This is a genomic window from Pseudomonas fluorescens, from assembly GCF_001307275.1.
Lineage (GTDB): Bacteria > Pseudomonadota > Gammaproteobacteria > Pseudomonadales > Pseudomonadaceae > Aquipseudomonas > Aquipseudomonas fluorescens_AA.
Genome location: NZ_CP012831.1, coordinates 5,402,338 through 5,422,885, shown reverse-complemented (window position 1 = coordinate 5,422,885; position 20,548 = coordinate 5,402,338). Strand labels below are relative to the sequence as shown.

At 59.2% G+C, this 20,548-nt stretch carries 19 protein-coding genes; 13 read left to right on the top strand and 6 right to left on the bottom strand.

Going from position 1 to position 20,548, the window contains the following annotated elements:
* Positions 1-19: 19 nt before the first annotated feature.
* The 5 genes from AO356_RS24200 to AO356_RS24180 all read right to left on the bottom strand — a co-directional run bounded on the left by AO356_RS24200 (position 20) and on the right by AO356_RS24180 (position 6,348).
* Positions 20-241 carry a formate dehydrogenase subunit delta gene (locus tag AO356_RS24200; RefSeq protein WP_060741918.1) on the bottom strand — a complete coding sequence of 74 codons (222 nt, stop codon included), beginning with the start codon at positions 239-241 and terminating at the stop codon, positions 20-22.
* A complete protein-coding gene (gene fdhF, locus AO356_RS24195; RefSeq protein ID WP_060741917.1) occupies positions 238-3,114 on the bottom strand; it encodes a formate dehydrogenase subunit alpha in 2,877 nt (958 codons plus the stop codon). The genes AO356_RS24200 and fdhF overlap by 4 nt, the downstream gene beginning before the upstream one ends.
* Positions 3,111-4,670, bottom strand: a complete 1,560-nt coding sequence (locus tag AO356_RS24190; RefSeq protein ID WP_060741916.1) for a formate dehydrogenase beta subunit — start codon at positions 4,668-4,670, stop codon at positions 3,111-3,113. The genes fdhF and AO356_RS24190 overlap by 4 nt, the downstream gene beginning before the upstream one ends.
* A complete protein-coding gene (locus AO356_RS24185; protein ID WP_060741915.1) occupies positions 4,664-5,146 on the bottom strand; it encodes a formate dehydrogenase subunit gamma in 483 nt (160 codons plus the stop codon). The genes AO356_RS24190 and AO356_RS24185 overlap by 7 nt, the downstream gene beginning before the upstream one ends.
* A 308-nt stretch (positions 5,147-5,454) precedes the next feature.
* Positions 5,455-6,348 (bottom strand): LysR family transcriptional regulator, encoded by an 894-nt coding sequence (locus tag AO356_RS24180; protein ID WP_060741914.1) that lies wholly within the window; start codon positions 6,346-6,348, stop codon positions 5,455-5,457.
* A gap of 125 nt (positions 6,349-6,473) precedes the next feature.
* Between AO356_RS24180 and AO356_RS24175 the strand changes: the two genes are divergently transcribed.
* The 8 genes from AO356_RS24175 (at position 6,474) to AO356_RS24145 (ending at position 13,658) form a co-directional block, all read left to right on the top strand.
* Positions 6,474-6,920, top strand: a complete 447-nt coding sequence (locus AO356_RS24175; RefSeq protein ID WP_060741913.1) for a cyclophilin-like fold protein — start codon at positions 6,474-6,476, stop codon at positions 6,918-6,920.
* Between the two features lie 25 nt (positions 6,921-6,945).
* Positions 6,946-7,974: an alpha/beta hydrolase gene (locus tag AO356_RS24170; protein WP_060741912.1), complete on the top strand. Its 1,029-nt coding sequence runs from the start codon at positions 6,946-6,948 to the stop codon at positions 7,972-7,974.
* A gap of 398 nt (positions 7,975-8,372) precedes the next feature.
* Positions 8,373-9,008, top strand: coding sequence for a YopT-type cysteine protease domain-containing protein (locus AO356_RS24165; RefSeq protein WP_060741911.1), 636 nt, complete (start codon positions 8,373-8,375; stop codon positions 9,006-9,008).
* A gap of 131 nt (positions 9,009-9,139) precedes the next feature.
* The gene (locus tag AO356_RS24160) at positions 9,140-10,102 is read left to right on the top strand and encodes a hypothetical protein (protein ID WP_237140772.1); all 963 of its coding nucleotides are present in this window, start codon (positions 9,140-9,142) and stop codon (positions 10,100-10,102) included.
* A gap of 35 nt (positions 10,103-10,137) precedes the next feature.
* Positions 10,138-10,299, top strand: a complete 162-nt coding sequence (locus AO356_RS31205; protein WP_081015415.1) for a DUF2986 domain-containing protein — start codon at positions 10,138-10,140, stop codon at positions 10,297-10,299.
* A gap of 236 nt (positions 10,300-10,535) precedes the next feature.
* Positions 10,536-11,270: an arsenical resistance protein ArsH gene (gene arsH / locus AO356_RS24155; protein ID WP_060741909.1), complete on the top strand. Its 735-nt coding sequence runs from the start codon at positions 10,536-10,538 to the stop codon at positions 11,268-11,270.
* Positions 11,271-11,406: 136 nt separating this feature from the next.
* Positions 11,407-11,700 (top strand): hypothetical protein, encoded by a 294-nt coding sequence (locus tag AO356_RS24150; RefSeq protein WP_060741908.1) that lies wholly within the window; start codon positions 11,407-11,409, stop codon positions 11,698-11,700.
* Positions 11,701-11,891: 191 nt separating this feature from the next.
* The gene (locus AO356_RS24145; protein ID WP_060741907.1) at positions 11,892-13,658 is read left to right on the top strand and encodes a S8/S53 family peptidase; all 1,767 of its coding nucleotides are present in this window, start codon (positions 11,892-11,894) and stop codon (positions 13,656-13,658) included.
* A gap of 90 nt (positions 13,659-13,748) precedes the next feature.
* Here AO356_RS24145 and AO356_RS24140 read toward each other — a convergent pair whose 3' ends face one another.
* Positions 13,749-15,143 carry a PLP-dependent aminotransferase family protein gene (locus AO356_RS24140; RefSeq protein WP_060741906.1) on the bottom strand — a complete coding sequence of 465 codons (1,395 nt, stop codon included), beginning with the start codon at positions 15,141-15,143 and terminating at the stop codon, positions 13,749-13,751.
* A 133-nt stretch (positions 15,144-15,276) separates the two neighbouring features.
* Between AO356_RS24140 and AO356_RS24135 the strand changes: the two genes are divergently transcribed.
* The 5 genes from AO356_RS24135 (at position 15,277) to AO356_RS24115 (ending at position 20,460) form a co-directional block, all read left to right on the top strand.
* Entirely contained in the window at positions 15,277-16,563 is a 1,287-nt protein-coding gene (locus tag AO356_RS24135; RefSeq protein ID WP_060741905.1) for a hydroxymethylglutaryl-CoA reductase, degradative, read from the top strand.
* Positions 16,563-17,483: a hydroxymethylglutaryl-CoA lyase gene (locus AO356_RS24130; protein WP_060741904.1), complete on the top strand. Its 921-nt coding sequence runs from the start codon at positions 16,563-16,565 to the stop codon at positions 17,481-17,483. The genes AO356_RS24135 and AO356_RS24130 overlap by 1 nt, the downstream gene beginning before the upstream one ends.
* Before the next feature lie 61 nt (positions 17,484-17,544).
* Entirely contained in the window at positions 17,545-18,021 is a 477-nt protein-coding gene (locus AO356_RS24125; protein WP_060741903.1) for a hypothetical protein, read from the top strand.
* Complete coding sequence (locus AO356_RS24120) at positions 18,018-19,406, top strand: tripartite tricarboxylate transporter permease (RefSeq protein WP_203225763.1); 1,389 nt, start codon at positions 18,018-18,020, stop codon at positions 19,404-19,406. The genes AO356_RS24125 and AO356_RS24120 overlap by 4 nt, the downstream gene beginning before the upstream one ends.
* Positions 19,407-19,440: 34 nt before the next feature.
* On the top strand, positions 19,441-20,460 hold the full coding sequence (locus AO356_RS24115; RefSeq protein WP_060741902.1) for an SMP-30/gluconolactonase/LRE family protein: 1,020 nt from the start codon (positions 19,441-19,443) through the stop codon (positions 20,458-20,460).
* Positions 20,461-20,548: the final 88 nt, after the last annotated feature.

The following is a 20,548-nucleotide window of genomic DNA, read 5'->3' as shown; positions in this document are numbered from 1 at the left end:
CGCTACAGAACGTCCCTTCCTAGGCCGCTTTTTCAAACTCCATCAATGCCGCCAACACCAACGGGTGCAGGACGGCGTCGGGATGCTTCGTTTGCCAGGCCATCAAGTCGCGACACATGGTTGGCGTCCAGAAGCTCTTGATGTGCTGGTACACACCACGCACCGCCACCGCACGGTCCGGCTCACTGGCGAAATACTGACCGATCTGGTTGGCCATCTTGATCAAGCTGTCAGAGCTCATCGACGCACCTCGGCTTTTTCGGCATGGCGACGTTCCCTCAGCAGGCGGCCTTGTTCATCACTGAAGGCCTGGTAACGCTTCTGCCATTCCGAAGGCTGGCTGACCCGTACGATCTCCACCGCTGTCACCTTGTATTCCGGACAGTTGGTGGCCCAGTCGGAGTTGTCGGTGGTGATCACATTGGCGCCCGACTCCGGGAAGTGGAACGTGGTGTAGACCACGCCCGGCGCTACCCGCTCGGTCACCCTCGCGCGCAGTACCGTCTGCCCGGCACGGCTGCCGATACCGACCCAGTCTTCGTCGACGATCCCGCGGTTCTCGGCATCGGTCGGATGGATTTCCAGACGGTCCTCCTCGTGCCAGGCGACGTTTTCGGTGCGCCGGGTCTGGGCGCCGACGTTGTACTGGCTGAGGATGCGGCCGGTGGTCAGCAGCAGCGGGTAGCGGTTGTTGACCTTCTCTTCGGTGGGCACGTAGCCGGTGAGCATGAAACGGCCCTTGCCGCGCACGAACTGCTCGATGTGCATGGTCGGCGTGCCGTCCGGCGCGGCATCGTTGCAAGGCCATTGCAGGCTGCCGTGGCGCTCCAGTTCGGCGTAGCTGACGCGGGTGAAGGTCGGCGTCAGGCGGGCGATTTCATCCATGATTTCCGAAGGGTGGTTGTAGTGCATCTTGTAGCCCAGGGCATCGGCCAGAGCGATGGTGGCTTCCCAATCGGCCTTGCCGGCCAATGGGTCCATCACCTTGCGAACGCGGGAGATACGGCGTTCGGCGTTGGTAAAGGTGCCGTCCTTCTCCAGGAACGAGCTGCCCGGCAGGAACACGTGGGCGAACTTGGCCGTCTCGTTGAGGAAGATGTCCTGGACGATCACGCATTCCAGCGCGGACAGCGCGGCCGTCACATGCTGGGTATTGGGGTCGCTCTGGGCGATGTCCTCACCTTGGCAATAAAGCGCCTTGAAGGTGCCGTCCAGGGCCGCTTCGAACATGTTCGGGATACGCAGGCCCGGGTCGGGTTGCAGGGTGACGTTCCAGGCTTGCTCGAACTCGGCGCGGACCGCTTCGTTGGAGATGTGCCGATAGCCTGGCAACTCGTGGGGGAACGAGCCCATGTCGCAGGAACCCTGGACATTGTTCTGTCCACGCAGCGGGTTCACCCCGACACCTTCGCGACCGATATTGCCGGTCGCCATGGCCAGGTTGGCGATGCCCATGACCGAGGTGCTGCCTTGGCTGTGCTCGGTGACGCCGAGACCGTAGTAGATGGCCGCGTTACCGCCAGTGGCGTAGAGCCGTGCCGCGGCGCGGATCTGCTCGGCAGGTACGCCGCAAACCGGGCCCAGAACCTCAGGCGAGTTTTCCGGCAGGCTGACGAAGTCGCGCCAGCGGGCGAAGTCCGTCGCCTCGCAGCGGGCTTCGACAAAGGGCTGGTCAATCAAGCCCTCGGTGGCAATGACATGGGCCAGCGCATTGAGCATCGCCACGTTGGTACCGGGACGCAGTTGCAAATGCAGCTCGGCGCGGGCGTGGGGCGAATCCACCAGATCGATGCGCCGTGGGTCGATGACAATCAGTCGCGCGCCCTGGCGCAGGCGGCGCTTGAGCTGGGAGCCGAACACCGGGTGCGCATCGGTGGGGTTGGCGCCCATCACCAGGATCACGTCGGCCTTCATCACCGAGTCGAAATTCTGGGTCCCGGCGGATTCACCCAGGGTCTGCTTGAGGCCGTAACCGGTAGGCGAATGGCAGACACGGGCACAGGTGTCGACGTTGTTGTTGCCGAACGCGGTGCGCACCAGCTTCTGCACCAGGTAGGTTTCTTCGTTGGTGCAGCGGCTGGACGTGATGCCGCCGATGGAGTCGCGCCCGTACTTGAGCTGGATCCGGCGCAGTTCGCTGGCGGCGTAGGTGACCGCCTCGTCCCAGCTGACTTCCTGCCACGGGTCGTTGATGTGCTTGCGGATCATCGGCTTGGTGATGCGATCCGGGTGCGTGGCGTAGCCCCAGGCGAAACGGCCCTTGACGCAGGAATGGCCGTGGTTGGCCTGGCCGTTCTTGTCCGGGACCATGCGCACCAGTTGTTCGCCTTTCATCTCGGCGCGGAACGAGCAACCCACGCCGCAGTAGGCGCATGTGGTGATGACGCTGCGCTCCGGCTGGCCGATTTCCACGACACTCTTGTCGATCAGGGTCGCCGTCGGGCACGCCTGTACGCAGGCGCCGCAGGACACGCATTCGGAATCGAGGAAGTTGTCCCCCCCGGCCGCTTCCACCCGGGAATCGAAGCCGCGACCGCTGATGGTCAGGGCGAAGGTGCCCTGGATTTCCTCACAGGCACGCACGCAACGGCTGCAGACGATGCACTTGCTCGGGTCGTAGTCGAAATACGGGTTGGAAACGTCCTTGGCCTCGTCCAGGTGGTTGGCACCTTCGTAGCCATAGCGCACTTCGCGCAGGCCCACCTGCCCCGCCACGGTCTGCAATTCGCAGTTGCCATTGGCCGAGCAGGTCAGGCAGTCCAGCGGGTGGTCGGAAATGTACAGCTCCATCACATTGCGTCGCAGCGTCGCGAGCTTGGAGGTTTGCGTGCGCACCACCATGCCCTCGGTCACCGGCGTGGTGCAGGACGCGGGATAGCCGCGCATGCCGTCGATTTCCACCAGGCACATGCGGCAGGAGCCGAAAGCTTCAAGGCTGTCGGTGGCGCAGAGCTTGGGAATGGTGGTGCCGAGCAAGGCCGCGGCACGCATGACCGACGTGCCGGAGGCGACGCTGATTTCGCGCCCGTCGATGGTCAGGCTGACCTGCACGGCGCTTTCACGCGCAGGGGTGCCCAGGTCGATGTCGGTGCTGGGATCGAAGATGGTAATCATTGGTCGGCCTCCGTGGTCGCCAGACCGAAGTCGGCGGGGAAATGCTTGAGGGCGCTGGCGACAGGGTAGGACGTCATCCCACCGAGGGCACAGAGCGAACCGTATTGCAGGGTGTCGCACAGGTCCTGCAGCAACAGGGCCTGTTCCTGACGGGCACCGGCTTCAGTGCTGGCGATCAAGCGATCCACCACTTCCACCCCACGGGTGGAGCCGATCCGACACGGCGTGCACTTGCCGCAGGATTCCTCGGCGCAGAACTGCAAGGCGAACCGGGCCATCTGGGCCATGTCCAGACTGTCGTCGGCGACCACCACACCACCGTGGCCGAGCATCGCGCCCATGGCGGCGAACGCTTCGTAGTCCAGCGGCGTATCGAACTGCGAAGGCGGCACCCAGGCACCCAGCGGCCCGCCCACTTGCGCGGCCTTCAGCGGGCGACCGCTGGCGGTACCGCCGCCGTAACCTTCCACCAATTCTCGCAGGCTCAGGCCGAAGGCGCGTTCCACCAGGCCACCGTGACGGACATTGCCGGCCAGTTGGAACGGCATCGTGCCCAGGGAGCGGCCCATGCCGAAGTCGCGATAGAACTGTGCGCCCTTCTCCAGGATGATCGGCACCGAGGTCAAGGTCAGCACGTTATGCACCAGTGTCGGCAACCCGAACAGGCCTTGCAGTGCCGGCAGCGGCGGCTTGGCGCGCACCGTGCCGCGCTTGCCCTCGAGGGATTCCAGCAGCGCCGTTTCCTCGCCGCAGATATAAGCGCCGGCACCGACCCGCACTTCCAGCTCGAACACGCGGCCACTGCCGTCGACGTTCGCGCCCAGGTAACCGGCCTCACGGGCGATGTGCAGCGCGTCGTTCAGGGTACTCACGGCGTCCGGGTACTCCGAGCGCACGTAGATATAGCCCATCGTCGCGCCTACGGCGATGCCGGCGATGATCATGCCTTCGATCAGCAGGAAGGGGTCGCCTTCCATCAACATACGGTCGGCGAACGTGCCGGAATCGCCTTCGTCGGCGTTGCAGACCACGTACTTCTGCGGCCCCTGGGCATCACGCACCGTGCGCCACTTGATGCCCGCCGGAAACGCCGCGCCCCCCCGGCCACGCAGGCCGGAGTCCAGCACGCTGGCGACGACATCCGCGCCGTCCATCTGGATGGACCGGGCCAGGCCCAGGAAGCCGCCCCGGGCACGGTAGTCGTCCAACGACAGCGGTTGCGTGATGCCGGCGCGCGCGAACAGCAGGCGCTGCTGACTCTTGAGATAGGGAATTTCCTCCACCGGCCCCAGGGCCAGCGGATGGCTACCAGGATCGCCTGCCAAGGCATCCAGCAGGCCCGGCACATCGGCCGGCGTGACAGGGCCGAAGCCCAGCCGGACGCCGGCGCTGTCCAGCTCCACCAATGGTTCCAGCCAATAGAGGCCACGGGAACTGGTGCGCAACACCGTCAGCGGCAGCTGGCGACGTTCAGCCTCACGGACCAACGCATCGGCCACCTTGTCCGCGCCCACGGCACGGGCTACCGAATCACGAGGGATACAGAGCGTCAGCATGCGCCCTCCTCCATGCAATCATTCACCAACTGACGCAGACGCTCGGGCGTGATCCGGGCATGCAGTTCCCCGTCCAGTTCCAGGGCCGGCGAGCAGACGCAGGCACCCAGGCAATACACCGGGCGCAGGCTGATGCTGCCGTCGGCGCTGGTGCCGTGATCGTCCAGCGCCAACTGCTCGCGCAACTGCGCAGCCAGGGCTTCGGCGCCCATGCTCTTGCAGGACTCGGCCCGGCACAGGCGAAGCGTATGGCGCGCTGGCGGCGTGGTGCGGAAATCGTGGTAGAAACTGATGACCCCGCGCACTTCAGCCAGGCTGAGGTTCAGGGCGTGGGCGATCTCCGGGACGGCGCTGTCGGGGACATACCCGCAGCCTGCCTGGATGGCATGGAGGATAGGCAGCAAGGCACCGGGGGTGTCCTTTTCGCGCGCAAGCACGCTATGGATCAAAGGCAGGTGAAGCGTCTCATCGGGCATAAACGTACCTCGGCATCTCGAACGACACCGCCGCATGGCGGCAGCCGTCCGGAGTCTTGGCTGCGGCGTCCGGCCCACGTCACGGTAGCGTGGCACATCCGATCGCCATTCTCGCTCTCCGGCCAGGTGTCTTTGGCGCACCTGGTCCGGGGCATCCTCACAGCTTGCCACTCCCGGGGGTTGGCGATTGCACATGGACGACGAAACGTGTTCTGAAAGCGACTCCTTGAAAGCCGTCCCCGTGAATCAGCGTGCCTGAACAAGTATAGACACACGCCGTATCCGCTTATTCGAACCGTCACTTCCCCTTAATGGGTTTGGCGCAATGCATTGGCAACCAGCGTGAATGCAGGCGAAGGTTGCCGTCGGCTGGGATAGTACAAATAGTAGCCAGAAAACGGCGGGCACCAATCTTCCAGCACGCGCACCAGTCGCCCCTCTTGAAGATGGGGTTCAAACTCCTCCTCAGGCAGGTAGGCAATGCCCAGCCCGGCCACCGCCGCCTGCACGATATGGGTCGACGTGTTGAAAATGAGCTGGCCGTCTACTCGCACGTTGACCTGTTTGCCTCGCCGTTCGAAATCCCAGACATAGAGCCCACCCGATGTCGGCATACGCTGGTTGATGCAACGATGGTTCATCAAGTCGCGTGGATGCCCGGGAACCGCGCGAGTGGCGAAATACGCTGGCGCAGCCACGGCCGCCATCCGCAACGGCGGGCCGATCGGGACTGCAACCATGTCCTTGTCGATGGTATCGCCCAAACGCACGCCCGCATCGAAACGATCCGCCACGATGTCTCGAAATCCGTAGCTGACGTCGAACTCGACATTGATATCCGGGTAGTCGTGTAGCAACCCGATCAGTTTGGGCAGCAAGGTCGTGCGCAGGACATGGTCACCGCAGGTGATGCGTACAGTGCCTGCGGGCTTGTCGCGCATGTCCGTGAGCATATCCAGCTCGGCTTCTATCTCATCGAAGCGATTACCGATGGCCTGCAACAGCCGATCGCCGGCAATGGTCGGCGAAACGCTGCGGGTGGTCCGCGTCAGCAACCGGATCTGCAAGCGTGCCTCCAGGCCACTGATCGCCTGGCTCAGCGCGGATTGTGTGACACCCAGCACCCCCGCAGCTCGCGTGAAGCTGCCTTCGCGCGCCACGGTGACGAAAGACAGCAGATCGTTGAGATTTCTTTTGACCATGGCAGCAGCACTTCAAGCCGATTGATTAGCCATGCTTATAGCCTTGTTAAGCACTCATTAGCTAGTCGCATAACTGCTCCCAGGTCACCATGAACCCTATGAACAGAAATACATGCACCGTTGCGATGAGATGGGCCCGGCTTGGTTTGCTGACCGTGATGCTCGTGCCTGGCAGCTACGCAACGCTCAAGGGTGCCGCGTCGGCATCTTCAAAAAGGGAGAACACGGCTATGTGGATGACCGTCGGGGAACAACGCTTCGCCATCGCCTTGGCCGACAACGCTGCCGCCCGCGCGTTTGTCACGTTGTTGCCGCTGACGTTGCAGATGAGCGATCTCAACCGTAACGAGAAATACGCCCCCCTCCCCCAAGCGCTGCCTGCCGAAGCAAACAAGCCGGGAACGATCCGCAATGGCGACCTGATGCTGTACGGCACGGACACCCTGGTCATCTTTTATACGAACTTCAACTCGACCTACGCCTACACACGCCTGGGACAAGTGGACGACACCGCGAAACTGGCTCAAGCGCTGGGCCGGCGGAATGTGCAAGTGACGTTTTCCCAACATTGATTACTCCGCATCAACAGGATTCCCAATGAAGAAGATCATCGTTTTACTCACCCTTCTTGTCTGTTCACTCTCAGCAACAGGAGCCGATATGTCCAACGGCGCAGATAACTTTTATACCAGCGACGACGTGACCGTACAGAAGGTCAATTTCAAGAACCAATATCAAATGAACGTGGCAGGCAACCTGTTCATCCCGAAAAAACTCAATGGCAAGGCAAGAAGTCCGGCGATTGTCGTAGGCCACCCGATGGGCGCGGTCAAGGAGCAGAGCGCCAACCTCTATGCCACGAAAATGGCGGAAAGAGGCTTCGTGACCCTCTCCCTGGACTTGTCATTCTGGGGCGAAAGCGAGGGGCGACCGCGCAATGCAGTCTCACCGGATATCTATGCCGAGGACTTCAGCGCCGCGGTGGACTTTCTCAGCGCCCAGCCTTTCGTCGACAAGGAGCGCATTGGTGCCATCGGTATCTGTGGCAGTGGCAGCTTCGTGATCAGCGCAGCCAAGATCGACCCGCGCATGAAAGCCATCGCAACGGTGAGTATGTATGACATGGGTGGCGTCAATCGCAACGGATTGAAGCACTCCCAAACCCTCGAACAACGCCGGGCGATCATCGCCCAAGCCACACAGCAGCGTAATGTGGAGTTCGCGGGTGGTGAAACGCTTTACACCAGCGGTACGGTGCACCAGTTGGACGACAATACTCATCCTATCCAACGTGAGTTCTATGACTTCTACCGCACCCCGCGCGGTGAGTTCACGCCCTCCGGCTCGTCCAGAGACCTGACCACGCACCCTACGCTGACCAGCAACGTCAAGTTCATGAATTTCTACCCGCTCAACGACATCGAGACCATTTCGCCTCATCCGATGTTGTTCATTGCCGGAGCCGATGCACATTCCAGGGAGTTCAGCGAGCAAGCGTATGAACTCGCCGGCCAGCCGAAGGAACTTGTCATTATCCCCGGCGCCGGGCATGTCGATCTTTACGACAGGGTCAACCTCATTCCTTTCGATAAATTGACGAGCTTCTTCCAAAGCAACCTGAAGTAATACCTGGCCCAGTCGATTTATCTATAAGTGACCTATCGATCTACCCCGCCTAAGCTGCCTGGACGCCTGCGGCTCCCAATCTCGCATCGCCGGCAACAGCGCAGTCCCTCGTTTTCGAACAGCGGCGCAATTGCGCCATCGTCAGGCCCAGCAACTCACAGAGCTGGGCAAGGCGGTCGACCGTCAGCCGACAGTTGCAAATGGAAAATGTTTGCTCGGCGCTGATGGCAGAATGCCGTTTGCTTGGCTACCATTTTTCAACGATGCATCCCCTTTTCGGGGTTGGAATTGTTTCTGGTGTACATCAACGAGCCAGTCAGAGCGTTCCTGTTAATGGTAGGAAAAGTATGTTTCAACGTTAACCTTCAAATTTTCATAGCGTTACAAGGAGAGTAAGCATGAACGCAGACTGGCCAGCGTTGGGCTTGAATAACGTAGAACACTCTTTTGGGACCAAGTTTGGCGCCAGCAATAATCCTTTTCTTCAAAAAGCACTGAAAGATCAGAAGAAAAACGGCAACTGCTTCGCTTACTCAATGCTCTGGTGCCGTCAAGGCATAAAATTGAATCGCAAGCTTCAGAGCAAGAGTGAATTAATCACGCACATGCCACTCATGGTCGCCGCACAAGCGATGCAGTCGCAGCAGGTACGACAGAACAAAAAGGGCGCTTATGGGGCAGAGGGAATGTTGGGCGAGGCCTATTACCAAGCGATGGCAGCTGCATTCTGCGTTTGCGCAACGGAAGTTGGCAAAGATGTTGGATCTATTTTGAGCGACCACAAGGGCTGGCTTGACTTGGTGACCAAGTCAGAAGGGTATTATGTCATTGCCTTTATCTTCTCTGGTGGAGGGGCGCACGCTGTAGCGGCGTCGAATAAAGGTAGGGATCTGGTGTTTTTTGATCCCAACTATGGTCAGTATTCAGTCGATAATTACGCGCCATGGGAAATGTTGCAGTACTACGCTGACGTCAAGAAAGGCTGCGACAGCTATGGTTTTATAACGAATTGGATCGCGGTCAGGGTGACCTGAGGCAGCCTCGTGATAGACGCTGAAATCACGTCGCGTCTACGGCCCCTATAGTCATGGCCACTGTCTCACCACAAGGATGCAAATCATCGCTATGCCCCCCATAGAGAGATGAGTCAGGTAACGACCATCGTATGCGCAATATCAAGGAGGATTTGATGATGCGGGAAGCAACCACTGGACTGGAAAAACAGATTGAGATCGCTGCAAAACTACTCTCCCTGTCAGCAAAAATTGGATTACTGATTGGCGGTACGTGCATCGTCAGTTATCTATTGAGCAACGGCCATTACCCGCAAGGCGTATCCGTTGGAGACAGTTTGTTATTCTTGGTCACGGCGTTTTGCTTTGGCCTGGTCTGCATTTATTTCTCTGCAGCCGTTACAGCCACCGGGATATTGCTTTCTCCGATCTTCATCCCCGTGCTTAGGGGCTTCGTCTGGCTACATGGACAATTCTCCGATAAAAAAAACATATTGGAATTCAAATGCCCCAAAATAACGTTCTTCTCAGTATTTTTTGGCATATGCGGCACGCTGACGATTTATTTCCTGACCCATAAAAGCCCCTGGGAACACATTCAACTCATCCTCCTGCCCATCTTTCAGTACATCGTTTATTCAGCCTATCTGGAACAGAACAATAAAATAAAAGCGGCGCAGCCATCGGCACCGGCAATCGTCGATTCCGAACATCCTGAGCAGAATCCCCCCGCCGAAATGAAACCCTTGAAAAGAACCAGGGCAATGATCGCGGGGGTCATGCTCCTGACACCCCTTCTCATGGGCGGCGTGACTTCCGACTTGCTGCAAGCGGCCATGAGCTTCGCGCAGATACGTATAGAAAGGGCAACGATTCTGGTGAAACCGCCTTACGTCAACCTGTTGCCAGCCCCCAAGGAATCCCCGCTGGAAAATTACAAGAGATTTGAAAATGCGACGGTGATTTTCCGAGGGGTTGGCAACTCGACGCTCATTGAAATGCACACCGAGGAAACGGCGATCCGGTTGGAGATCCCGAATGACTCGATCATTGTCGAGCGCCGTGTGAAGCCCATTGCCAAAATCAGGAAAAATCCTGAGAAAACGGAAAGCTGATACCATCCGAACATTGACACGCTGAGCAGAACGACATGAATCGCCGCAAGAAAATAAACCAGTTATTGAAGGCTAACGCCAAAAAAGCCAGTGCCAAGCTGGCACCCAAAAGCAAGAATCAATACATCAGCAAAGCCGACCGACTGAAACTGGCAGCTGAAGCCAGTGAAACACCCATCACACCTACGCAAAGTTGATCCACGTCACCGCCCACTTGAAGCACTGCGCCAAAATCGTCGCGCCTGGCTGCTGATCTCAAGCTTGCGCTTCAGTCCTGCCGGGAAGGCTCCAGGCTGCCGCCCCTCCTCTTGAAATCATCTGCCCTCGGCGAAATTTCGGACAGTCAGCGAAATTGCGTCTTGCGCTAAATATATGGAAATACGAATATGCATTTTTCCATATGTTAGGTCTTCGACCAGACGGGAGAGGTGCAATGACTGAGTTTTCCAGCGAACCCCCAAATGACTTTCCAAATCTGGACCTGTCGCTTTTCGATGTACCAACACCGGAAAAGCTCACGCAGAGCGCAGAACCACAGCACAAGCCGCGCATACTTCTACTGTACGGATCAACCCGCGAGCGCTCCTTCAGTCAGTTGCTGACCCGCGAAGCGGCACGCCTGTTGGAGCTCATGGGCGCCGAAACCGCAATCTTCGATCCTTCCGGGCTGCCGCTGCCGGACGATGCGCCCGTCGATCACCCCAAGGTACAGGAACTGCGCGACCTGGTGATGTGGTCGGAAGGCCAGGTTTGGTGCTCGCCAGAACGCCATGGTTCGATGTCGGCGGTGTTCAAGGCCCAGATCGACTGGATCCCGCTCGCCCTGGGCGCGGTTCGTCCCTCACAGGGCAAGACGTTGGCGGTGATGCAAGTGTGCGGCGGCTCGCAATCCTTCAACACGGTGAACCAACTTCGCGTGTTGGGTCGTTGGATGCGCATGGTCACGATCCCCAATCAATCCTCCGTCCCCAAAGCCTTCCTTGAGTTCGACGAAGCCGGACGCATGAAGCCATCGTCCTATTACGACCGGGTTGTCGATGTCATGGAGGAACTGATGAAGTTCACCTTGCTGGTGCGTGGCAGAGAAGCCTATTTGGTCGACCGCTACTCCGAGCGCAAGGAAAGCGCCGAAGCACTTTCCAAACGTGTTAACCAGAGGTCCATCTAGGCGCAGCGGCAGAATCAGGATGTGCTGCGTTTGGCTTTTCGAGGCAAAATACGCCCTTGAACCGCAAGGAACGCATGGGTGAGCGCTATTACATCCAAACCCTCCAGCCCAACCCCGAGTTACGGATCGAAACACCATGGATGAACGCCAAGCAGCCATCAAGAACAAGATCCGCGCCGTGGTGACGAGTAGCGAATCCGACGAGATCACCTATCGATCAGAGTGGCTCGGTTACCTGCCCTTCCCGGTGTTTCAATGGGTTGAATATCAAGGCGAGAGCTTTTCCAGCGACTTCCCCTTCGATTGGACCCTTGAGGATTTGACGAGTCTTGAGCGGACAGGGTTCTTGGAAACACTAGAAGCTTATGAGAACCCGGAAGACCACTTTGATCGGGATATCAGGTATCGCGTTCATGTGGGATGCGTGTAACGCCAGCGGGGTGAAAGAAACTTACCCCTACCGCCATGAGGGCACGCTGTCGATGTCGCAGACGCTGGCCAATTTCGACCACCTCGAGAGTTTCTGAAGAAGATGTATTCGCCGAACACCGTTCTCCCGCTGAACGAAGCGAACACCGTAGCAGTCGGAGCAACAGGACCCTCGACAAAGAAACCTGGCCCATGCTCCTACGACCCACTGCCCTCGCGACCTTGTTCACCCTGGCTGCCGGCACGGCAACCGCTGCGCCGGAACCTCTGCGCCTGGAAAGCCTGAAACGCTGTGGCGACCTGCTGCAAAGCCAGCATCAGGACTGGTGCCTGACAGCGCGCGGGCTGGGCGACGCAACGCCACAACTCAAGTTGGGCGCAAAGGCACTACCCGCAGACACGGTCCAGCGTGAAGGGGCAAACCTGCGCTTGCGCCTGGACAGCACCGATTACCAGAGTGGCCCGCTCTGGCTGGAAGACGGCCCCCGCACCAGCAATGCCGCCTGGCTGACCTTGCGCAACAGTCATGTGCTGGCCGCCGGGCCGGACGAAGTGGCGAAGAACATGGACGGCCTGACCACCTACGTCGACCTGGTCAGCGTGCTGATCGAGGAAGACCGTGATGGTCGTCAGGAAGCCGAGCGGCTGGCCCAGAAATACGGAGCGAAAGTGGTCGGTAGCATCGCGCCGCTGAACCTGTACCAACTTCGTCTGCCGGCCAAGGATCTGGTGCAGCGTGACGCCTTGGTCCTGCGTCTGGGCAGCGAGACCAGCGTGGATGCCGTGGTCACCGAGGAGTCCTCGGCCGAAGAAAGCGAGCAGGCCCCTGCCCAGCCTGAAGAGCCGAAGAAACCGGCCCTGGACTCTGACGAATGGGCCGCGAATCGCTTTCTCGACGCGGTGAATTATTACCAACGACGCATCCCCGGGCGACAGCCGCCCATCCAGCCGCAACCGGTGCGCATCGGCCTGATCGAGCGCGATGTGGATTTCGACACGACGGATTTCGCGGACTACCTCGGTGCTTGCTCACCACCGCGCACCTGCGTCTACGCCCGTGATGCGGACAAACCGGACAACCACGGCACAACCGTCGCCGGCATCCTCGCCGCACGCTGGGACGACAGTGGCAACACCGGTTTGCTCCGAGGCCTGGACAAGGCCAGCGGTGGCTTCGAGGTCATCGTCGAACGTAATTCCGATGCCGGGATCACCGCCAAAATCGCCGCCTCAGTCAACCTCGTGGAAGATGGCGTGCGCGTGCTCAATTGGAGTTGGGGCATCCATCGCGTCGGCGCCAAAGACATCAAAGGCGATGACGTCGACTCGCTGCTGCGCTCGGGCCTGGCCATGGGCGGCTACGAAGAACTGCTGGAAGAGTTCTTCCTCTGGCTGCGCAAGGAACATCCCGACGTGATCGTAGTGAACTCCGCCGGCAATGGCTCCTCGTTCTCGGGCAGTGACGAATACCGCCTGCCCTCCTCCTTCATCACCGAGCAATTGCTGGTGGTCGGCGGGCACCAGCGCAGCGAACGCACCGGCGTCGCCGTCGACGACCCGGCCTATGCGGTCAAGCGCAGCTCCTCGAACATCGACATGCGCGTCGACATCACCGCCGCCGCTTGCGCCCACGCCTCGACAACCAACGCCGGCCAGCAAGGCGCAGTGCATTGCGGCACGTCCTACGCCACGCCCATGGTCGCGGGCCTGCTGGCGGCGATGCTGTCCATCAACCCGCAACTGCAACCCGAGCAGTTGCGCATGCTGCTACGCCGCAGCGCCATGACCATCGGCGACAACCACGACTTCGAACAGATGGACGCCGAAGACCTCACCGCGCCCATCCTGCCGTCGGAGCGTCGCTACCAACTCAATGACAAAGACGTCGGCCGCTCGGCGCGGCTGGACATGCAAAAGGCCCTGGACCTGGCCGCGCAAAGCCGTGATCGCGTGCGCTGAACCGGTGGGTCAGGGGGTCAGTCGGTGGATGGATTGCACCGCGCTCGCCGGGGCTTGGCTTCGCGGGTCCGGCAGGCTTTGGAGCACTCATCAACGCCCCCCGCCATCCACCGCCCATTGTTGCAACGTGGACTTGAAGACCGGGTCGTTCAGATAAGCCACATTGAGTCTCGTCCATGGATTGATACGCGATTGCTCAGGCGAAAAAATGTGCCCGGGAGCGATCATGAAACCCTTCGGCAACAGCAGCCGGGTCAACTCCCTGGCATCGTCGAAATGAGCAAACCTGGCCCATAAATACAGGCTCTGCTCAGGACGACAGAACACCTCGGCCCCCATCTCATCCAGCATTTGCAACGCTGCGGCGGTAGCCGATTTGACCCGCTCCTGAAGCCGAATCAAGTGCCTGAGGAAATGCCCCTCCATTAACACCACGTCGACCGTTCGCTCGCAAAGCTCAGAAGAACTGGTGTGCAGCAACATTTTCAGGTCGCCCAACTCATCGATAACCTCCTTGCTGCCCGCGATGAACCCCACTCTCAGGGCTGCGGAAACGGATTTCGAAAAGCTCCCCACGTACAGCGAACGCTTCAGTTGGTCCAATGCCGACACTCTGATGGCTGCGGCGGGCTTGAAATCAGCCAACGCGTCATCGTCCACCAAAATGAAATCATGCTCCTGTGCCAATTGAACCAGTCGATGCGCCTTACCCGGCGAAATGTCAGACCCTGTCGGGTTATGGCCAACGGACTGTATGAAAAACAGTTTCGGTTTATGCAGGCGCAGGTGTGCTTCTAGCGCATCAAGATCCGGGCCATCGGGCAGACGCGGCACGGACAGCATTCGAGCCCCCTGCAATTGCAGCTTGCCAAACAAAGGGTAATAGCCTGGATCCTCGACAAGTACCGTGTCCCCCGACGCAAGGAAGCGTCGGATGATCAGGTCCAGCCCATGATTTGCACCGTGAGTCGTGACGATTTGCCGAGGATTCGCGCTAATGGCGTAAGACGCCAATTTTTGCACCAGATGCTGGCGCAGGCTGGCATTGCCCAGCCGATTTCCGTACCTGAACAGCGTGGTAACGCCCATCCGCATGATTTGCCGGGTGAACTTGTCCAGGCGCATGTCCATTAACCACTCTACGGGAGGGAATCCTTCCCCAAGAGGCGAATGCCCAGGCTCACGGACGAATTGCTGGCGCATTAGCCAAATGGTATCCATCGCCCTGGCATAGGGCGGCGGTTCCTCGGGTTCGTAGTGACCGCAGGTGCCTTGTTTGACGAAAAACCCCTGCCCATGCCTGGCTTCAACCAAGCCTTGAGAGGCCAGCGCTTCATACGCCGTGATGACCGTATTTTTTGAATGGCCCAACAAACGCATGCATTCACGAAGTGACGGCAAACGGTCGCCCACGCGATAAGTGCCGTCGTCAATCTGGGCTGCCAACGAAGCGGTGAGCTGCTGAGCCAAGGTCATTCTGCTCATGCTGAGAATCCCTCCAGTGCCAGCAACAAGGGTACAGCTTAGGTACTGTCTGTCCAAACTGTACCTTCTTTACAGGCACAGAGCGGAATAGTGTGGCTGCAACTTAAAACAACAACCGCGACAGGATTTCCAGATGAGCATCGACTCTCGCCTTCCCAATTTTCGCAGCCTGACGCCTGCCGAGCGCCTCAATCACCTTCAAGACCTGCTCAACCTCCCGGCCGCTGACGTGGCCCTGCTTAGCGACGAAGGCGCGCTCCCGCTCGAAATGGCTGATGGCATGATCGAAAACGTGATAGGCAAGTTCGAATTACCGTACGCCGTCGCCAGCAATTTCCAGATCAATGGCCGAGACGTCATTGTCCCGCTGGTCGTGGAAGAGCCTTCAGTCGTTGCCGCTGCCTCTTTCATGGCCAAGCTTGCCCGGGACGCGGGTGGATTCCTGACGTCCAGTTCTCAACCGCTGATGCGCGCACAAGTTCAGATCGTAGACATTGAAGACCCCTTCAATGCCCGGCTCAGCCTCCTGCGTCACAAAGACGACATCATTGAATTGGCAAACCGCAAGGATCAATTGCTCAATAAGCTAGGGGGCGGTTGCCGGGATATCGAAGTCCACACCTTTGCTCAAAGCCCGAGAGGCCCCATGCTCGTGGCTCACTTGATCGTGGACGTGCGTGACGCGATGGGTGCCAATACCGTGAACACGATGGCAGAAGCCGTCGCCCCGTTGATGGAGGAAATCACCGGCGGGAAGGTACGCCTGCGCATTCTCTCGAACCTCGCCGACTTGCGCCTGGCCCGTGCCCAGGTCCGTATTGCCCCAGCGTTGCTCACCACTGGCGCTTATAAAGGTGAGGACGTGATCGAAGGCATTCTCGACGCCTACAACTTTGCCGTCATCGACCCCTACCGTGCCGCGACCCACAACAAGGGCATCATGAATGGGATTGACCCGCTGATCGTCGCCACAGGTAACGACTGGCGCGCAGTGGAAGCGGGGGCTCACGCCTACGCTTGCCGCGATGGACACTACGGCTCGCTGACAACGTGGGAAAAAGACAGCAAAGGGAATCTGGTGGGCACTCTCGAAATGCCGATGCCTGTCGGACTGGTCGGCGGTGCCACGAAAGCCCACCCACTGGCGCAACTTTCCTTGCGCATTCTGGGGGTGAAAACCGCTCAGGAACTCGCTGAAATCGCCGTCGCCGTCGGCTTGGCACAAAACCTCGGAGCTTTGAGAGCCCTTTCTACGGAAGGCATCCAGCGTGGCCACATGGCGCTGCATGCACGAAATATTGCACTGTCAGCCGGCGCGAAAGGCGATGAAGTGACTTGGCTGGTCAAAGAGATGGTCGATGCACGCGACGTTCGCTCCGACAAAGCGGCGGAGCTTCTCAAGCAAAAGCGGGCCGAGTGATGAATAGCCATCTCGACCTGTCCGTTCGATTGGTGGAAGTCGGTGCCCGCGACGGCTTGCAAAACGAGAACCGGACGCTCGCCCCCGCCATACGAGTCGAGTTGCTTAAAAAACTCGCCAATGCGGGCCTGCGGACACTCGAAGCCGGTGCATTTGTCTCAGAACGATGGGTGCCGCACATGGCAGGATCAGGTGACGTCTTTAAAGCGTTGCCGGACCTGCCGGATGTCACCTGGACCGCGCTCGTCCCGAACGCTCGCGGACTGGAGGAAGCGCTGGCAGCGGGTTGCCGCGAGGTGGCGGTATTCGCCGCCGCTTCCGAGGCGTTCTCTCAAAAGAACATCAATTGCTCCATAGCCGAGAGCCTCGAGCGCTTTGAGGCAGTCATGGTGCGCGCCCGGGATGCCGACGTCAGGGTGCGAGGCTATGTCTCGTGCGTGATGGGTTGCCCGTTCACAGGTCACGTTAAACCTGAAACGGTGGCTGCCGTGAGTGCCGCTCTCTATGGGATGGGCTGCTACGAAATCAGCTTGGGCGACACCATTGGAACAGGAACGCCCGCGGCCACCAAAGCGTTGCTGGACGCCTGTACCCGGGTGGTTCCAGTGAACGCCTTGGCAGGTCATTTCCATGACACTTATGGAATGGCGATTGCCAACATCCATACCGCTCTGGGGATGGGTGTTCGTGTGTTCGACAGTTCCGTGGCCGGGCTGGGTGGTTGCCCCTACTCCCCTGGCGCGACCGGAAACGTGGCCACTGAAGATGTGCTTTATCTGCTGGATGGCCTGGGGATCAAACACGGCGTCGACCTGGATGCCGTCGTTGACGCCGGGGAGTTCATTGACGCTCATCTGGGTCGAGAAACGGCGTCCAGAGTTGCACGGGCGCTCTTGGCGAAACGACGACGAGAGGCCTGACTCCGCTACATTCCTTGATGTTCATAACAATAAAAGCTCGCAAGGGCAGCAGGAGGAATCCTTGAAATCCGATCTCTATGAGTTATGGGGTGACACCGTAAACGGTCGTCACCTGATTTACGCCATTGCCATAGGCGCATCCGTTAGCCTGGGTGCTTTTTTCTTGGCCAAACACCTGCTCGTGGGGTGGGTAGACAATGTCCAAATGGCCAAGGCCTACGCCATGCTGGTGGGCATCGTCGGCTGCCTGGTGGGGGGAACCATCAGTGCAAAGCTCTTCAAACCCAACCGCAATGTGGTAGAGCACCAGGCAGATCCTGCGTGGCGAGCAAAGGTTTTATCGGAATTGCAGGACGAGTTCGGAGACCTTGGAAGCCTGTCGGATCTACCCGCAGAAACACTCGCTGAACTGCGTGAAATGGATCTTTATGAGGTGTTTGCAGAGTACGAGACAAACCTCACCCGCCCCGCTAACGCTCAAAAGGACGCAACGGTAGCCCCGGTCGCTCCGATCCGGGCCAACGGTGGCCGGTCATGATGACACCCCTGTTGGAGCAGATTCTCATTGCGTTCGGGATGGGCATATTAGGTGCAGTGATCTTCGCCGGGATTGGCCTCATTTCGGGCAGCGATGAAACCACCACCCTCGCCCCACTCACATTGCTCGTGGTGCTGTTGGGTGTACCTGCGCCCGGTGTCCTGACGTTCTTTCTCGCAGGTGCAGTGGCCAAACACATGACTCACGCCGTGCCCACGGCATTACTCGGCATCCCCGGCGACACCCTGGCAACGCCCCTGATGCGCGAGGCCAACTTCCTGCGCAATCTGGGTGTACCGCACGTCGCCCTGCGCAAGATGATTTCAGGCGCGGTTATCGCGGCGCTGATCGCAGTCCCCACGGCGGTGCTTTTCGCCGTGATGCTTGCGCCTTTTGGCGACACGATCAAACGCGCCGCCCCATGGGTTTTCCTGCTCGCTGCGATCGCCATTGCATGGTTTTCCAAGGGGCGACTTGCGGCGGTGCTCGCGCTTGTCCCCTTCGTGATGGTCATCGTCGGTCTGCAAAGCATCACCGGACAATACGGCGTCAAGCTGAGCGTCAGCTATTTCCTCGGTATCGCCATTGGCCCGCTGATTGCCGCGCTATTTTCAATGCTCGCCCCCGCTGAACGGGAGACGATGAGACGCCAGCAGGTGCGCACCTTCTCGCTGTCTGCGGATGTTAAAAGCTGGGGCGGTTTTTTCCCCAACCCGCTCAAGGTGCTGGACAGCAAACAAAGCCTGTGGACTGCGATCACAGCCATTATCTCCAGTGCAACGTTCGTCTTCAGCCCCGTTGCGATGACCGTGATCATGGGCGAACTCGTCGGGTCACGGGTCAAGCATGTCTACCATCGGCTGACAACGGTGATCACGGCCCGTAACGGCGTCACTGAAGCGACATACATCGCTGAAGCCTTGATCCCGTTGATCGCGTTTGGCTTGCCGTTGAGTCCGGTCGCCGCAGGGCCGGCCGCACCGCTGTTCAACGCCCCACCTCGCTTCAGCGTTGACACCGCCACCGGGCAGGTCAACAACCTCCATACCCTGCTCAGCACGTGGGAGTTTCTGGGTTATGGGATGCTGGCGGTGATCGTGGCGATCCTCATTGCCTATCCCTTCACGATGAATTACGCCCACCGGGCAGCGTCCTTCGTCTCACGCAAAATCAGTCACGAAGCGGTGATCTCGACGTTTGTCGGCCTGATTCTGGTGATCGGCATCTGGGAGGGCGGAGCACTCGGCTTACTGGTCATTGTCACCGTCGGCCTGCTGGGTGGTTTTCTATCGCGCTTCCTTGGCTTCAACATCGGCGTGCAATTCATGGGGTATTACACCGCTGTACTGACGGTGCCCGCCATCGTCGCCCTATTGAACGCATGAGCCAATCCAACATAACAACAAGAAGGTCACCCACATGCGCAAAAAACTCTTGGCTTCCCTGTGCCTGGCCTTCAGCGCTGGCATCCTACAAGCCCACGCGGACGCTATCCCCACCCTGAACTACTCGGCGGAGGGCCAGCAACTCCAGGCCATTGGATCACCCGAAAAAGAGTTGCCGACGGTGACAGCCGATCTGTGGCTGAAGGTGTCCGACGGCCCCCTGCAACTGGAAGGTCCATCGTTCGACAGGGCCGGCAATTTGCTGTTTGTCGAGGTGTTCGGGGGGCAGGTTCTAAAGGTCGATCCCGACAAGAAACTCAGTGTCGTTGTGCCGAAAAACGCGCTGGGAAGTGCGGGACTGGCTATTCATAAAGACGGCAGATTGTTTGTGGCAGGGCTGGGTAATTTCAAAAATACCGGCAACCTGACAGCCTACAAACCGGACGGCTCAGGAAAGCAAGTCATCATCCCGGCAAGCAAAAACCATCTGGTGGATGACCTCGTTTTCGACAGCACAGGGGGATTTTATTTCACCGATTTCAAGGGTACATCGACTCAGCCCACCGGCGGCGTCTATTACGTCCCAGCTGGCGGCAAGACAATCGTCTCGATCCTGCCCAATCTCGCGATCGCCAACGGCATTGCGCTCTCTCCCGACGGCAAGACCCTTTGGGTCACTGAGTTCGCGACGGGGCTGCTGCACCGAATCGAACTGAAAGATGCCAAGACAATCGCTCCCTTCGGGGAAGCCGTTGTTTACCGGTTTAGCGGCCCATCACCTGACTCAATGCGTGTCGATCAAGATGGCAATCTGTACGTGGCCCTGTACAGCCAAGGCCGCGTGCTGGTACTCAATCCTAACGGCTTGCCCATCGGCCAGATCTTGATTCCGGGGCGCGAAAAGGGCCACTTTCTTCGCTCGACGAGCATGGCGCTCAAGCCCGACACCAACGAGGTTTATCTCGTGAGCAATGACGGCAGCCTCGGCGAAGGCAGCGCTATTTTCAGAGCCAAAGGCTTTGCCAATGCTGCGAAACTGTACTCCCATCAATAGCAAAATCCCGGCGCATTCCATCATGGTAGCGGTGTCGATTCTTCGATACCGAAAACTTGAATACAGAGCGCCGCACCAATCGAAAGGG

What these genes read in the sequence shown, in the direction of transcription:
- AO356_RS24190 (WP_060741916.1), bottom strand. Translation starts at nt 4,670, where the DNA reads ATGCTGACGCTCTGTATCCCTCGTGATTCGGTAGCCCGTGCCGTGGGC.
- AO356_RS24135 (WP_060741905.1), top strand. Translation starts at nt 15,277, where the DNA reads ATGAGCATCGACTCTCGCCTTCCCAATTTTCGCAGCCTGACGCCTGCC.
- arsH (WP_060741909.1), top strand. Translation starts at nt 10,536, where the DNA reads ATGACTGAGTTTTCCAGCGAACCCCCAAATGACTTTCCAAATCTGGAC.
- AO356_RS24140 (WP_060741906.1), bottom strand. Translation starts at nt 15,143, where the DNA reads ATGAGCAGAATGACCTTGGCTCAGCAGCTCACCGCTTCGTTGGCAGCC.
- AO356_RS24120 (WP_203225763.1), top strand. Translation starts at nt 18,018, where the DNA reads ATGATGACACCCCTGTTGGAGCAGATTCTCATTGCGTTCGGGATGGGC.
- AO356_RS24145 (WP_060741907.1), top strand. Translation starts at nt 11,892, where the DNA reads ATGCTCCTACGACCCACTGCCCTCGCGACCTTGTTCACCCTGGCTGCC.
- fdhF (WP_060741917.1), bottom strand. Translation starts at nt 3,114, where the DNA reads ATGATTACCATCTTCGATCCCAGCACCGACATCGACCTGGGCACCCCT.
- AO356_RS24165 (WP_060741911.1), top strand. Translation starts at nt 8,373, where the DNA reads ATGAACGCAGACTGGCCAGCGTTGGGCTTGAATAACGTAGAACACTCT.
- AO356_RS24130 (WP_060741904.1), top strand. Translation starts at nt 16,563, where the DNA reads ATGAATAGCCATCTCGACCTGTCCGTTCGATTGGTGGAAGTCGGTGCC.
- AO356_RS24170 (WP_060741912.1), top strand. Translation starts at nt 6,946, where the DNA reads ATGAAGAAGATCATCGTTTTACTCACCCTTCTTGTCTGTTCACTCTCA.
- AO356_RS24115 (WP_060741902.1), top strand. Translation starts at nt 19,441, where the DNA reads ATGCGCAAAAAACTCTTGGCTTCCCTGTGCCTGGCCTTCAGCGCTGGC.
- AO356_RS24185 (WP_060741915.1), bottom strand. Translation starts at nt 5,146, where the DNA reads ATGCCCGATGAGACGCTTCACCTGCCTTTGATCCATAGCGTGCTTGCG.
- AO356_RS31205 (WP_081015415.1), top strand. Translation starts at nt 10,138, where the DNA reads ATGAATCGCCGCAAGAAAATAAACCAGTTATTGAAGGCTAACGCCAAA.
- AO356_RS24160 (WP_237140772.1), top strand. Translation starts at nt 9,140, where the DNA reads ATGCGCAATATCAAGGAGGATTTGATGATGCGGGAAGCAACCACTGGA.
- AO356_RS24150 (WP_060741908.1), top strand. Translation starts at nt 11,407, where the DNA reads ATGGATGAACGCCAAGCAGCCATCAAGAACAAGATCCGCGCCGTGGTG.
- AO356_RS24200 (WP_060741918.1), bottom strand. Translation starts at nt 241, where the DNA reads ATGAGCTCTGACAGCTTGATCAAGATGGCCAACCAGATCGGTCAGTAT.
- AO356_RS24180 (WP_060741914.1), bottom strand. Translation starts at nt 6,348, where the DNA reads ATGGTCAAAAGAAATCTCAACGATCTGCTGTCTTTCGTCACCGTGGCG.
- AO356_RS24175 (WP_060741913.1), top strand. Translation starts at nt 6,474, where the DNA reads ATGAGATGGGCCCGGCTTGGTTTGCTGACCGTGATGCTCGTGCCTGGC.